This window comes from Fluoribacter gormanii (assembly GCF_900156395.1).
In the GTDB taxonomy this organism is placed as follows: Bacteria; Pseudomonadota; Gammaproteobacteria; order Legionellales; family Legionellaceae; genus Legionella; species Legionella gormanii.
In genome coordinates this window covers 139,097-152,459 of sequence record NZ_FTNL01000002.1, presented here as the reverse complement: position 1 = coordinate 152,459, position 13,363 = coordinate 139,097, and the positions used below count along the sequence as shown (strand labels likewise).

The window sequence follows — 13,363 nt, the reverse complement described above, 5'->3', positions numbered from 1 at the left end:
GCATTGGATTTTACTAAATGTGTATCAATAGGTAGCATGGTACATGGGCAAGAAGATACAATAACAACAGTTCCTAAAAATAGTTCAGGACAATAGTGATGAGCACCCAAAAAACTTTTGGACCTTATTTTTTTCCATTTATTTTAATTACAGCCATTTTGCTAGGAGGCCTCACAGGATACTTTTGGGGGCCAGCTACTCCCTATTTAAAGCCTTTTGGAGAAATTTTTCTTAACCTAATTTTTACGGCTATTGTCCCTTTAATTTTTTTTAGTGTCTCTTCTGCAATCGCACGAATAGGCTCTATGGGTAAACTAGGCAAGATCGCTTTTTATATGACGATTGTATTTCTATTTACCGGAATCATCGCAGCAGTTTTTGCTCTTTTTATTGTAACCCTATTTCCCCCGGCTCAAGGAGTTGCATTACCACTCAATGTTCCAGAAAAAACCGCTACATTAAGTTTTCTTAATCAAATTGCTGATATTTTTACTGTTCCTGAATTTAGCAAACTTCTTTCGCAGCAGCATATTCTGGCACTCATTATATTTTCAGTACTGGTAGGCCTGGCTGCATCGAGTAAAAATGAAAAAGGAACGATATTTGTTGATTTTTTAAAAGCAGGTGAAGAAATTTTCATGCGCGTTTTCGCTTTGATTATGTATTACGCGCCTTTTGGTTTTTTTGCTTATTTCGCGGTGTTAGTCCATGACCTTGGTCCTCAGTTGATGGCGAATTACCTGCGAATTGCGGTTCTTTATTATACATCTGGAATCATTTATTTTATTATTGCTTCGACAGCATTTGCCTATTTTGCTGGGAAAACTAAAGGCATCAAATTATTTTGGAGTGCTATTTTTCTCCCAGCAGTTACCGCAATTACCACTTGCAGCAGTGCTGCGAGTATTCCTGCTAATTTACTGGCAGCAAAAAAAATGCAAGTCGCTCCTGAAATTTATGAAACAGTCATTCCTTTGGGTACCATCATCCATAAAGATGGTTCTGTAATAGGTGGAGTATTCAAGATTGCTTTTTTATTTGGAATCTTTCACTTAAATTTTTCAAGCCCCGGTGTATTGCTTACTGCCCTCGGAATTTCATTATTAGTTGGCACAGTAATGGGAGCAATTCCAAGTGGGGGCATGCTTGGTGAGTTACTCATACTCAGTGTTTATGGATTTCCTCCTTCAGTTTTAATAGCAATAGCGGCAATTAGTATCATTATTGATCCACTTGCAACTATGCTTAATGTAACATGCAATAGTATAAGTAGTATGATGGTTGCACGTCTTGTTGAAGGGAAAAAATGGCTATCACAATCCTGACTAAATCGTTATGAACGTTCATTGAAGGTAAATTATGAATCAACCCTACAAAAAATTATGGCGCTCACGTAAAGATCGAAAAATTGCTGGAGTATGCGGTGGTTTAGGAGTCTATTTTGGTGTCGACCCGGTATGGATGAGAATTATATTTGTGATTTTCTTCCTCATTGGAGGCGCAGCACTTATCGCATACCTGATACTATGGCTCATTATTCCTTTAGAGCCTGAAGGCTGGCAAGACGCATAAACACAGGTCAAGCGAACTCCAAAAAAGAAATACTTTTATTTCCGGGTTAGATTTTATCCCCTAACCCAGAACTACCTTTTTAGAGTTCATCGTAGGACAGAACAAAAGACAATGCATTCAAAATCGCTGCAATTCGAAGCACAGACTGCACTGAAACTTTGTTTAAATCATGCTCCAACAATTGTCTTATATGTGAATGAATGCACATCCCGCAACCATTAATTGCAGAGACTGCCAAAGCGAATAATTCGAAATCAGCTTTAGGTACCCCAGGATTTAACATACCATTCATACGTAAATTAGCAGGCATTGATGAAAGTTCCTTGTTTTCTGCCAAATGAATCGCACGATAATATACATTATTCATTGCCATCAAGGCAGTTGCTGTTTTTACTGCCTGCTCCAATTCAGAGGTAATGTAAGATGCACCATCTGTTTTAATTGCATCGATAATACACTTATTTTTTAAAGTGTAGGCTACAGCTAATGCAACCCCATAAAATTGGGTTTCTGTTAAACCTGATTGCGTCACATTACCAAATAAATTACTCACATTTAGACGAATGTCCTTAGCAAAATCAGGTATCATGTGTTTCAATTGTTCTATAGACATATTAATCTCCTCTGCAGAAGCCCTTAATCGATAAGGGCTTCTGAATTTTTACCCAAGCCTATAATGTTTCACCACCAATAGGACGATTACAAGGACACAATTCATCAGTCTGCAATGCATCCAAAATACGCAATATTTCTTGAGGATTACGACCAACATTTAATGAATTGACACTTACATGCTGAATCACATTGCTCGGATCAATAATAAATGTTGCCCTTAAAGCACAACCACTTTCTTCATCCCTAATACCAAAACCATCAGTTAATTTGCCCTGCACATCGGCAAAACTGTATTGATCTAAACTATGTAAGTCCTTGTGTTCTCTTCGCCAAGCCAATTTAACAAACTCATTATCAGTACTTCCTCCAAGTACTACCGCATCTCTATCGTTAAATTCGCTATTTAATTTTGCAAACTCCACAATTTCTGTTGGACATACGAACGTAAAATCTTTAGGGTAGAAAAAAAGTACTTTCCATTTCCCCGGAAAACTTTTTTCAGTAATCACTTCAAATGCACTTAGACCATGTTCTTCATGATTATTAAAGCCTGGTTTTGCTGCAACAATAGAAAATTCTGGGATTTTTTGACCAACAGTTAACATAAAATTCTCCTCATTCGTTTCGTTCAATTAAATTATAGTTAGGGTGTATAATTATTTAAAATGAATAAAATAGATAACTTTAATCGGAAAAATCGATGAGCAGATTAGTCAGCCTTAAACAGCTTCATTACCTAATTACACTATATGACCATCAACATTTTGGGCGAGCAGCTGCTGCGTGTTTTATTAGTCAGTCAACCTTGAGTGCCGCCATTTCAAGCCTTGAAGAAATTTTGGAGGCACAATTACTTGAACGAGATCATAAAACCTTTCTGTTCACCCCATTAGGAGAAGAAATTGTTCGTCGCAGTCGATTAATTATTGAACAGAGTAATGATTTAGTGGATTACGCACGAAATCAAGGATCGCTAATGCAAGGTAAGCTTTATTTGGGAATAATTCCTACCATTGCCCCATTTATCTTAAGTGATTTACAGAATCTGTGTCAGCAACTTTATCCAGAGCTTACTTTATTTATTAGAGAGGACACAACAGACAATGTTTTGAACTATTTAAGTGAAGGAAAACTGGATCTTGTTATATTAGCACTTCCCTACCCAACCCAAGAATTTCAGACACACGTATTATGCAAAGATTATTTTAAACTTGTCTTACCTAAAACTTGGTCCCATCGAGGATTTGACAAAGAAATCAGTACATTGCCTGAAAACAGTATTTTCCTTCTGGAAAAAGAGCATTGTTTGACAGGACATGCATTACAAGCTTGTCAATTAAAGGAAAGTAAAAAAATCAATCATTTTTTTGCCACCAGCCTGCATACTTTAATCCAAATGGTAAGCCATCAACCTGGAATTACCTTTTTGCCCAATCTTGCAATCAACAGCGGCATTCTTACCGGTACTGACTTAGTCTCACTACCTTTACAAACCGACCATGCCTACAGAGAAATTGGCGTAGCCTGGCGCACAACCTCCCATAAAACACAAAATTACATGCTATTAACAGAATTGATTAAACAGATTGTTGTTGCAAAGTGCTCTGATGCTTCTTAAAAGCATTATAAAAAACCTATGGTAAAAAAATTGAAGCCATAGAAAAAGGGAATTAAAACTAAAAATGATCTACTATTTTGCCTAATTAATCTTCTTAAAAAACCCTCCATGTATTATAGTCTCCCAAAAAATCATGGAGAACATTATGCGAACATACATGACGTTGACCCTTTGTATTCTTTCATTTTTAACATCAATAAATTCTTATGCCGAGGTAAAGAAAACCACTCGCACTCCTCAGCTATCAAATAAAGAAGTCTCTGTCTGGACAACGGTGATTTATCCGGATAAAAAGCAAATTTTAAAAATGCATCGGCATGAACACAATCGAGTCATTGTTGCCTTAGATAATGGATTGTTAAAAGTAGTCAACAATAAAGGAAAAATACATTTCTTAAAATTGCAAAAAGATAAAGCGTATTATCTCTCTAAAGATGTCCCTGGTGAATTACACACTGATGAAAACATGAGTAAACATCCGATAAAAGTTGTTGTTATTGAATTAAAAAAATAAACGGTTTCGCAAAAGACACGAAACCGTCTGATGCCTTTTATGATTTTTTAGCAAAATTATTATTCTGAAGACGACAATGATGGCCGTGGTGAACAGGCAACAACACACCCAATTTTTGATAGGTTTGAAATTGGGTTTGCGCCCAGAGAGCACTTATTTTCGCATTAACACGATTTCTTTTTTCTACCAGGCTCGATATATCACTCCATTTCGCATTAGGAGTAGCTAATTTACCTCTTATCTGCATACTCAGAGCACGCTTTTCTTTAATCAATGGAGCCATTTGTGCACGAAGATTTTTTTTGATTTTAGCCAACTCTGAACGCTGCTCTGGAGTTAGCAGCTTACCAACATTCTGACGATAATGACCTGTTTGATTTATAGAGACTGTAGCACCAGATACTACTGGTTGTGCTGCTGCTATAGAGGTACTTAATACACTAAAAGCCAAGCTATTAATCAATAAGAAACGTTTCATATTCATTTTATTTCTCCTATTAGGTTTCATTGGTTAAGTGTAAAGAGCCAATGTAATAGGAATATGACAAACCCACTGTTTATTGTAACAACACTGTTACAATGCTAAACATAGAGCTGTTTGCTGTTATAATACGGTCGGAGTACAGCGCGTAATTTTACTCGTTAAAAACTTCTGGGTTCTGCTTCTTTGTCCCAGATTACATTTCTTTTATCAGGTGATTCATGAGCACAAGAAAAAGCCACATATTAATTATTGATGATGATCAAGAAATTACGCACTTAATTAATGATTACTTGATTAAAAATGGTTTTCGAACCACCTGGACCTTAAATGGTTTGAATATCAAACAGTTATTAAGAGAAAATAATTTTGATTTAATTATTTTAGATATTATGCTCCCGGGAATTGATGGATTAAATTTATGCCAAACAATTCGCCAAACTCATAGCATGCCGATTATTATGCTCAGTGCAGCAAATAGTATTGCTGATCGAGTTGCTGGATTGGAATTGGGTGCAGATGATTATATTTCCAAACCCTTTAGTTCTCGTGAATTACTTGCACGCGTCAAAGCACAATTAAGAAGAACTCAGGGTGAATTAGAGCATGAACGTAAAAAACTCACTCCATTACAACAAATTCATTTCGATAATTGGATTCTTGATCGCAATACCCATTCTTTGATTGATAAAGAATCTGTAGCCATCCCTTTAAGTCATCGTGAATATGAGCTTTTGGTGATTTTTTTGGAGCATCCGGGGCGCATTCTAAGTCGTGATCAATTGATGGATTTGCTGTATGACAAAGACTGTGATTCGCAAGATAGAACCATTGATGTCCTTATCGGGCGTTTACGTAAAAAAATTGAAATTGATCCTCGTAACCCAAGATTATTGTTAACGATTCGAGGAGGTGGCTACCAATTCAAAACCAAGGTTGATTTGGTATGAGTCAATTAACTAAAACCGCAAAAAAAACTCTGGTTGGGTTAATACTGGGAAATTTATTAATCATTTTTTCACTCATGCAGCTGGGGAAATATTATTATGAAAACATCCGATCCCCTCTTCCTCCCAAAGCAGTACGCTCATTAACTCATCTCGTGACACTATTGCAAAAAAACCCCCAATCCATCTGGCCGCTGATCTTACGAAATCAAAGTATTTCATGGGCGGCAATAACTTTATCACCTAAACCCTTGTACGATAAAAATGCATTGTTGACTTTAAAAGCACCAGTGCTTTTTAATTTAATAAAACAAAATAAAAAATTAGAATTCTCCGTGTTTATAAAGGAGAATAACTGGCTAAATATCAAGGTGATTTCCTTTTTTCCCGTGCAAGCAAATTCAGTTGTCAGCCTGTTCCTTATCTTAATTGGGGCGTTACTTTTCATCAACTATTGGGCCGTACGTACACTCAATCAACCAATTCATACCTTAATCCAAAGCCTTCATTACAGTGAACATCAAGAAAATTGGTTACCTATCCCAGTAACTGGAAATCAGGATCAAAAAACTATTTTCAAAAAGATTAATGATTTACAAGAAAAAGTGAACAAACTTTTAGCAAATCGAACTCGTGTAGTTACCGCGATTTCGCATGATCTGCGTACCCCGCTAACCCGTTTAAAATTACGAGCTGAATATTTGGCAGATGATCCAAACTACAACAAAATAATGAGCGACATTAATGAGATGGAACTCATGATTCGTGAAACCTTGGATTATTTCAGAGATGTAAATGTTGAGGAAAAACCTCAGCTTTTTGATTTGGTAGCGCTGCTCTCATCACTGAAAGATGATGCTACCGAACTAAATTATGATGTCAATTTTACTAGTGAAACTCCGAAGCTTGTTTATTATGGTACAGTAAATTTACTAAAACGTGCTTTTAATAATTTAATTAATAATGCAGTTCATTATGGCTATAAGGCGATGATTCACTTAAATTGTCTGCAAAATAAAATAGAAATTACAATTACAGACCAGGGACCGGGATTAGCAGAAACAGATCTAGAGCACGTTTTCTTACCCTTTTACCGAGGAGAAAATTCGCGTTCGCGCAGTACAGGCGGCACTGGACTTGGATTAACTATTGCCAGAGAAATTATTCAAATGCACCAAGGCGATATTACGTTGACTAATAATTTACAAGGGGGGTTAAAAGTAATTGTAACTTTGCCCATGAGAACTAATTAAATTTGCGAATATTAAAAACTATTGCCTTAAGCATCACTAGGATACACCACCCAGAATACAATAACATCAACCCGAACATAGTGAATGATCTTCCTTAGATAGGGTATAACAGTATAATCAAATAAGACCTTACTCAATTCAGGAGATCCTTCGTCGTATACTCCCCAGGATGACGTGGTTACATATCGCTGGGAGAAGCCGTCTCGCTTCCCCCAAAGCTATATTTAAAATATGAATCACCTATAGAATCCAGGTTATCCAATTCAATTCACTGCACCTTCCAAACGTGTTTTAAGCAAGAAAAGAATGGTGTTTTTCTTCTCATTAGTAAGGGTATTAGATTGCACCAAAGTCAAACAATAGTCAGCGAATGCAGCAAGCTTTTCCTGATTTTCTTGTGTTGGCTCATCAGTCGCACGTATTTTTCTATAGTTATGTTCCAGCTCAATAGCAACAACGTCCATCATTTTTGGATCCGGATTCTTTACATTTTCTATACCTTCTTGTTTCCTAAGTGTCGCAATCTGTTCCAAAAGTCGACTTACCTGTTCTGATGTCACTTCGTTTTCTTGGTTCGATTTCTTTGTTAAGGCTTTTAAACTATCTCGGTGAGTACTTTCCCAATATTCTCTATCGCCCTGGAATGCAATTACAGTCATAAGTACGCGAGAATCAATTTCCTTTTGATTGAATAACGCTCGGTTAGTAATATTAAAAGTCCAGTCATTTTTCAGCCTAAAAAAAGGTCGATATAAAGTAGCCATTTCTTTATCTGTTACCGGATCGTAGATAGTGAAGGTTGTGCCCCAGAAGTTCATACTCGCCTTAGCCAATTTTGTATATCCATCTTGTCCATAAATATCAAACGTAGGAAAAAAAGCAAATAATCGTTCATCAGCTGCCCCAATAAAATTTTCATAATTATCGTAAACATCAAAATGGGCTGTCAGAGATAAGAATTTTGATCGTGCGTATGCTAATTTGTTATCGAACGGATCATAAAATTCGTAAGTTAATAAAAGACTGAAGAATTTTCTATATAAAGTACCTAGTTTTCGTGTTTTTGTTTCAATGTCATAGCTTGTGGTTAAACTGATCCAATGTTCTTTAATGTACATTTCATCAGGAATTTTCGTATTTGTCAGAGCAAAACTCGTATTAATACCTATTAATAATGAAAACAAAACAGCGATTGCATTTTTCATATAGAATCTCATTTTAAACGTTCCTTTTTTATTATTTTTTTATTCTTTCCAGAATGAATTTCTACCCAGAAAAATTCATTCATGATTCAGAACGAGGTCGATTATATGGGAGTTCTCTTAAGAAAATATTAAATTGCAAAACTGTATTCGATATAAAAAAATAGTATTATTCCGATATCGAACTGGATTTAGTCAGAATGGATCCCGTATGAAATGCGCCGCATTTTTATGCGGATAAGTTCATTTCATGACATAAAAAGTATAAAGCTATTTTATACTTTTTATGCCGAACTCAGGTTAATTTTGCAGGTAAACTCTTAACATCAGGATTTTTTGAATAAGCATCAAGGATTTCGTTAATTAATTGCTCTACAATACTTTCTTTCAGTTCATCCTCAATTAAACCCATTTTCTCTTTCATACTATTCAATCGCGTTTCTAATTCTTTGGCAACGGAACCATTAGGAAATAATGCGGCTAAAAGACGCCTTGCTTCTGCAGGGCCAAGATGTCGGTATAAGTGGTTTCTCACTGTAGCATCTTCAGCTGTAGTACTGAACGCCCAGAGTTCCACAGGTCCTAAAGTCAGGGTAAGCAATTGCACATTCACGCCATTTTTAGTGGCATATTGCGCTAAAAACGTTCCTCCACCTTGCCTTGGTCCATGCACACGGGTGCGCAAAGCAGTTTTTGCAGTATCAGAAAGTCCAAATATAGCAGTCGTTTTGTCGATCGCTTGTGAAGGTCCTGCATCCATGATGTAAATTGCAGTAGCAAAATCGATCATAACGGGATCAAAGTCATCAACTGACTGTGATAATAATGCGATTTGTACCTTCCACTTACGTCCCTCACGCATATCGATAATCACTTGTTCACGCACTGCTGCAGATTTTGAAGTACGATGGAACTCGTCATAAACGATACGTTTGTGATCTTCGCGAATTTCTTGCACTCTTTCTTTATGATATTCCTTGTATTGTTCGGGTATATTATTGAGGCTCTCTTCTGTTAGATAATAATGTCTTGCCAACACATAACGCGCCAACATATACATAACAGCGGTCTGTCTGTCTGCAGCATCCCCACCACTTTTTGCAACCTCATCAAGATCAAGCGATACCACGCGCGCGTCACCAATATCAAAGGCACTTACACGCGATAAAATAGGATATTCCCTAACTGCAGCAGAGATCATTCGGGAAAATGCATTAATTAAGGATTCACCAGTCGGTGCTGTTATTCGTTCATATAAATCTTCGATAGATGGAGTACGGCAAATTGATGCAGCATCAGCTAACAAAGGCATCGCATAGCGCTGAGCCAACATCGCTTCATGAACAAATCCTGCTGAATAAAGCGAGTCAGTTACTTCCCACCATGTTGATTTTGAATCACGAATAAAACCAATTTCTTCCAAAATACTGTCAATAAATTCCTCAACTCCAGGAGAGTAAGGCGCAGGATTATACTCATCAGCCAAACTTTTATATAATTCATCTACAACCATACCCGCAAGATCCGGCATACCGTCATAGGGTTTTTCAGCACCAAGAGGCGTGGTGAGCAGCGTAATAAAGTTAACTAAAAAAGCACGCTCTAATGCTGTAGGATAGCGGCACCCTAATTGTGTATCAAAAGGATTAATTGAATACTCAGGGGTCATCCTCAATCGATGGTAAGCAACCTGATGACGTTTTGATGCGGGAAGAGCCTCTTTCAGCAAAGAGATGAGTCCACTGCTTGAAGGTCCAATATCAATAATCGCAATACGTGGTAAACGTAACAACCCGCCAGACAAACATAATGCTAAATTAATCGCATTTGATAAAACTGATTTACCAGAACCTGGGCGTGCATAAACCAAATCAATCCAAGTAGTCTGTTCTGTTGATCCAGGTTGGAAGGGCCAAGGCTTACCATCAGGTGTCCTAAAAAGCAATGCTCCTTTTGTCCAAGGTGATGCAGGACGGGTAATAGGCAATATGGATACTACCGAACTGAGTGGGGCAACTGTTGGTACGGCGGCGCTATTGAGCGTAGCCCCTAACATACTGGAAACAAACCCACTAAAAGGATCGCCACAAATCTCAGAAACATCAGTTGAACCCCATCCTTCAATGGCTTTTACTAATTCAGAACTACGTTGGCGTAGTAATGGAATTCTGTCTTCAGGTGCCCAAGTCGTTGCAACAACCCGCAAGCGCACTATCGACTCATCCGTATTAAGCTGTATATATTTTAATAAATTCACTGAATCACTGATTAAACGATTTTGTGCCGAACTAAACGTAAGAATCGCAGCCAGCATACCTTTGAGCTTAATTGTGGCAAGCCCTTCACTCTCAATCAAAAATGAGATTCGCCAAGGAACATGTGAAGGTAATATACGAGTAAATAACTGAATAAAAGGTCTTAAATCTTTGGGGAATAAATCGATATAGGTTGATGAATAAATTTTATCTCCAACCCTAACGGTACGCAAATCCAATACTTCTGCGTCACGTGGAAATACTTGTTTGGCTAGTGAAGGCCATAATAAATCAGAGGGATCACCTTCAAAACTATTAATTTCTCTGACTGTTACCCGATCTCCAGGCAAACTTGGTCGCCAATCATCAGCAGTATAATCAGGATCTGCAGTCATACGGACTGCATGGATTGCATCGTGGACCTCCAGTAGCTTAGCAAACACATGATGCGAATCCAGATCATTCATAACGGAACGAACATAGGCATCATGGGTGTCACGTAGCTCTGGGATCGCAGCATAGATAGTCTGGCTGTTTTTAAAAGGTGGGGCCTTCATATCTTTAATCATCTTCATTTTGGCTTTGTTAGCAGCCTTTAATTGCTCTGATGTTAAATTGAAGGGTCGTGTAATCAGCACAAAATAGACACGTTCTTCCGCACAATACTGTGCCATGTAATTAACTCGCTCTTCAAACAAGTCCGTTAAATTGAGTTCGAGTCGTTTTGCTGTTGCTGTAGCCGGTTGGTAGGTGTCTTGGATCAATTTCCTTATATTTTGTTTATCATGACTAAAATAAACCTGCAAGGCATGTCCTGGACGCCCCATAGCAGCTTGAAATGAATTGGTTAACCCAGCAACCAAATTTTCAAATTCTTCATTTCCTACAAGTGCTGATACCCCTTCAACCTTCAAAATTGATACTAGGGAACCATCGTGATTAACCAACACTGTTGGACTATCAGCTGTTTCTAAATCAATATATGATTCTGTCGTTTGCTTGAGCGATGTACTTAGCCAGGCAAAGAAGGTATCTACTCCTTCAAAAAAAGATTCTGACCAATGCGCCATTCCTTTCCTCACATTTAACTTGAAATTTCTTCTAATGCACTAGCAGCCCATTTTTCAATTTGTTGTCGAAATTTAGCTCTTGAAGGCAATAGAAGTATATTTTTAAATAATTGAGATCTTCTCTCTTCGTCATTTACACCTGCATCAATCATTAGCTGACCGAATATCGCAGGGTCGCTTGTTCCCTCACCAAATTTTTCTTCCACAAGTTGTGAACGAAATTTGAAAGCCCGATAGATATTTTGTGCACTGGACTTGTATCCTGTATCATTGGTAATCGCACAAAATAGTACATGGCATATGCTATTTAACTCAGCTTGGTTTAGCTCAGGAAGATAAATTAATGTCCCTCCACCATATCCACCAACGCCAACAGATTCAACAAAAAAGCACTGTGCACAGAAACAACAAGAGGTAACCAAATTATCTAATTTGTTGTTCGCATAATTATTATCAAGATTCACTACCTCTTGGAATAAGCGTGCTTGAAATCCACAAAACCTACACGTATATCTATCTCTTTGAAATACTTTTTGCTCGAACGATTTAAATCGCTCGTCGACCTTTCTGGCAGAATACAAACGCCACGAACCTGGCGTAGCCATTAGTTTTAATTTGTTTTGCTCTTGATTAACTGCCATATTCCTGGCTCACATTTAATACAATTAACTTTATTGGCAATTACTCGATTTGATACTCATTAAAAGATCCTCTTCCCTTGCGGGAAGAGGATCCGAAATGAATCTTACCATTTTTATTATAACAGCAACTTCTAAGCTAATTAGCTGCCACTTGTATAAACTGTTCCAGTTGGACCCGCAGTTGAACCACCACTGCCTCCGAACATTGTGACTCCGGTTACCCCTAGAATAGAAGGTAGGAACAACAAGGCCGCAGCGATAAATACCAAAGCAATTGGCGTACCTATTGGAATCTGGGTTGGGTTATCTTTGTGCTGCTTAAATTTCATAATAGCACCGATTGAGAACCCCAAACCGGCCAGGTAAGAACCTGCAGTGATTAATTTGGTCAAGTTTGTAAATGACCCGGTAATCGTTGATGCCATTCCTCCTATAGACATCGCACCTCCTGCGGCAGCATCTTGGCTCACCAAAGCCAATAAACTTAAGCAAATAAAACTGCTTAACCAATATTTGTAACTAGATTTACTAATGACTGTACTCTTCACCTTTTTCTCCCCAATTTTAAATTTACTAAAAATTAAATCAAATTAAGATCGTGCTAAGCCCTGTCACGATGTCCCATATAAAGTGTTATTAATCATCTCAATTGTACCTACAATGTTAATCGCTAATATCCCTCCAAACACATGAACTAAACCTTTTCCTGTTCCTCCCGGTGGTTGTCCTTGGGAAGCAGAGCGTGCAATCAACACCCATCCTCTTACGAAGGCTACTAAGCCGATCACCTGAATAATAATTGTTAAAGGCCTTCCTACAACGCTCCCACTTCCGAATAAGGTATCAAGTGTCGGGTTACTATTATTTACCGGAGCATATTGGAGAACATTTTGATAGCCAAAAGTACTTACCATCAATGATGAAAAAGCCGATGGAAAATACACAAACATCGCGCCAACTACTAAGTATACAATCGGTTCTTTCATACTCGTATTACTCGACATCATTGTACGAGCTTCACCATATATTTTTAAACTATAGACTGCTTTGAATAAAAATGCACAACCTATTAAGTATGCGCCCCCTGTAATCAAGCGTTCTACAGGAATCAGTGAATTTGCGATATTTGTTAATATATTAACTTGACCAGATATCCAGCAAGCTACTGTTCCGCCCGTACATGTATCTGCCATAC

14 protein-coding genes are annotated in these 13,363 nt (G+C 37.7%); 6 read left to right on the top strand and 8 right to left on the bottom strand.

Annotated elements, in window-relative coordinates; all coding sequences use genetic code 11:
• Positions 1 to 98: 98 nt before the first annotated feature.
• Both BW930_RS02070 and BW930_RS02065 read left to right on the top strand, forming a co-directional pair.
• Entirely contained in the window at positions 99 to 1,325 is a 1,227-nt protein-coding gene (locus tag BW930_RS02070; protein ID WP_058466642.1) for a dicarboxylate/amino acid:cation symporter, read from the top strand.
• 34 nt (positions 1,326 to 1,359) lie between these two features.
• Positions 1,360 to 1,572 (top strand): PspC domain-containing protein, encoded by a 213-nt coding sequence (locus tag BW930_RS02065; protein ID WP_058466643.1) that lies wholly within the window; start codon positions 1,360 to 1,362, stop codon positions 1,570 to 1,572.
• A 79-nt stretch (positions 1,573 to 1,651) separates the two neighbouring features.
• Here BW930_RS02065 and BW930_RS02060 read toward each other — a convergent pair whose 3' ends face one another.
• Positions 1,652 to 2,185: a carboxymuconolactone decarboxylase family protein gene (locus BW930_RS02060; RefSeq protein WP_058466644.1), complete on the bottom strand. Its 534-nt coding sequence runs from the start codon at positions 2,183 to 2,185 to the stop codon at positions 1,652 to 1,654.
• A 58-nt stretch (positions 2,186 to 2,243) separates the two neighbouring features.
• Positions 2,244 to 2,792, bottom strand: coding sequence for a peroxiredoxin (locus BW930_RS02055; RefSeq protein WP_058466645.1), 549 nt, complete (start codon positions 2,790 to 2,792; stop codon positions 2,244 to 2,246).
• A 95-nt stretch (positions 2,793 to 2,887) separates the two neighbouring features.
• On the opposite strand from BW930_RS02055, the gene BW930_RS02050 reads away from it, so the two are divergent.
• Complete coding sequence (locus BW930_RS02050; RefSeq protein WP_058466646.1) at positions 2,888 to 3,805, top strand: hydrogen peroxide-inducible genes activator; 918 nt, start codon at positions 2,888 to 2,890, stop codon at positions 3,803 to 3,805.
• Between the two features lie 145 nt (positions 3,806 to 3,950).
• Entirely contained in the window at positions 3,951 to 4,319 is a 369-nt protein-coding gene (locus BW930_RS02045) for a cupin domain-containing protein (RefSeq protein ID WP_058466647.1), read from the top strand.
• A 37-nt stretch (positions 4,320 to 4,356) separates the two neighbouring features.
• On the opposite strand, the gene BW930_RS02040 is transcribed toward BW930_RS02045, so the two are convergent.
• The gene (locus BW930_RS02040; RefSeq protein WP_058466648.1) at positions 4,357 to 4,803 is read right to left on the bottom strand and encodes a hypothetical protein; all 447 of its coding nucleotides are present in this window, start codon (positions 4,801 to 4,803) and stop codon (positions 4,357 to 4,359) included.
• A gap of 218 nt (positions 4,804 to 5,021) precedes the next feature.
• Here BW930_RS02040 and BW930_RS02035 point away from each other — a divergent pair, with 218 nt between their 5' ends.
• A complete protein-coding gene (locus tag BW930_RS02035; protein WP_058466649.1) occupies positions 5,022 to 5,750 on the top strand; it encodes a response regulator transcription factor in 729 nt (242 codons plus the stop codon).
• Positions 5,747 to 7,000, top strand: a complete 1,254-nt coding sequence (locus BW930_RS02030; protein ID WP_058466650.1) for a sensor histidine kinase — start codon at positions 5,747 to 5,749, stop codon at positions 6,998 to 7,000. Before BW930_RS02035 ends, BW930_RS02030 begins: the two co-directional genes overlap by 4 nt.
• Before the next feature lie 263 nt (positions 7,001 to 7,263).
• Here BW930_RS02030 and BW930_RS02025 read toward each other — a convergent pair whose 3' ends face one another.
• The 5 genes from BW930_RS02025 to BW930_RS02005 all read right to left on the bottom strand — a co-directional run bounded on the left by BW930_RS02025 (position 7,264) and on the right by BW930_RS02005 (position 13,361).
• On the bottom strand, positions 7,264 to 8,205 hold the full coding sequence (locus tag BW930_RS02025; RefSeq protein ID WP_058466651.1) for an LURP-one-related/scramblase family protein: 942 nt from the start codon (positions 8,203 to 8,205) through the stop codon (positions 7,264 to 7,266).
• A 292-nt stretch (positions 8,206 to 8,497) separates the two neighbouring features.
• A complete protein-coding gene (locus BW930_RS02020) occupies positions 8,498 to 11,527 on the bottom strand; it encodes a type IV secretion protein IcmB (RefSeq protein ID WP_058466652.1) in 3,030 nt (1,009 codons plus the stop codon).
• A gap of 14 nt (positions 11,528 to 11,541) precedes the next feature.
• On the bottom strand, positions 11,542 to 12,168 hold the full coding sequence (gene icmJ, locus BW930_RS02015; protein ID WP_058466653.1) for a type IVB secretion system protein IcmJDotN: 627 nt from the start codon (positions 12,166 to 12,168) through the stop codon (positions 11,542 to 11,544).
• Positions 12,169 to 12,308: 140 nt separating this feature from the next.
• Positions 12,309 to 12,716, bottom strand: a complete 408-nt coding sequence (locus BW930_RS02010) for a hypothetical protein (RefSeq protein ID WP_058466654.1) — start codon at positions 12,714 to 12,716, stop codon at positions 12,309 to 12,311.
• Between the two features lie 63 nt (positions 12,717 to 12,779).
• On the bottom strand, positions 12,780 to 13,361 hold the full coding sequence (locus BW930_RS02005) for a hypothetical protein (RefSeq protein WP_058466655.1): 582 nt from the start codon (positions 13,359 to 13,361) through the stop codon (positions 12,780 to 12,782).
• Between the last annotated feature and the right edge of the window lie 2 nt (positions 13,362 to 13,363).

What these genes read in the sequence shown, in the direction of transcription:
- BW930_RS02070 (WP_058466642.1), top strand. Translation starts at nt 99, where the DNA reads ATGAGCACCCAAAAAACTTTTGGACCTTATTTTTTTCCATTTATTTTA.
- BW930_RS02065 (WP_058466643.1), top strand. Translation starts at nt 1,360, where the DNA reads ATGAATCAACCCTACAAAAAATTATGGCGCTCACGTAAAGATCGAAAA.
- BW930_RS02060 (WP_058466644.1), bottom strand. Translation starts at nt 2,185, where the DNA reads ATGTCTATAGAACAATTGAAACACATGATACCTGATTTTGCTAAGGAC.
- BW930_RS02055 (WP_058466645.1), bottom strand. Translation starts at nt 2,792, where the DNA reads ATGTTAACTGTTGGTCAAAAAATCCCAGAATTTTCTATTGTTGCAGCA.
- BW930_RS02050 (WP_058466646.1), top strand. Translation starts at nt 2,888, where the DNA reads ATGAGCAGATTAGTCAGCCTTAAACAGCTTCATTACCTAATTACACTA.
- BW930_RS02045 (WP_058466647.1), top strand. Translation starts at nt 3,951, where the DNA reads ATGCGAACATACATGACGTTGACCCTTTGTATTCTTTCATTTTTAACA.
- BW930_RS02040 (WP_058466648.1), bottom strand. Translation starts at nt 4,803, where the DNA reads ATGAATATGAAACGTTTCTTATTGATTAATAGCTTGGCTTTTAGTGTA.
- BW930_RS02035 (WP_058466649.1), top strand. Translation starts at nt 5,022, where the DNA reads ATGAGCACAAGAAAAAGCCACATATTAATTATTGATGATGATCAAGAA.
- BW930_RS02030 (WP_058466650.1), top strand. Translation starts at nt 5,747, where the DNA reads ATGAGTCAATTAACTAAAACCGCAAAAAAAACTCTGGTTGGGTTAATA.
- BW930_RS02025 (WP_058466651.1), bottom strand. Translation starts at nt 8,205, where the DNA reads ATGAAAAATGCAATCGCTGTTTTGTTTTCATTATTAATAGGTATTAAT.
- BW930_RS02020 (WP_058466652.1), bottom strand. Translation starts at nt 11,527, where the DNA reads ATGGCGCATTGGTCAGAATCTTTTTTTGAAGGAGTAGATACCTTCTTT.
- icmJ (WP_058466653.1), bottom strand. Translation starts at nt 12,168, where the DNA reads ATGGCAGTTAATCAAGAGCAAAACAAATTAAAACTAATGGCTACGCCA.
- BW930_RS02005 (WP_058466655.1), bottom strand. Translation starts at nt 13,361, where the DNA reads ATGGCAGATACATGTACGGGCGGAACAGTAGCTTGCTGGATATCTGGT.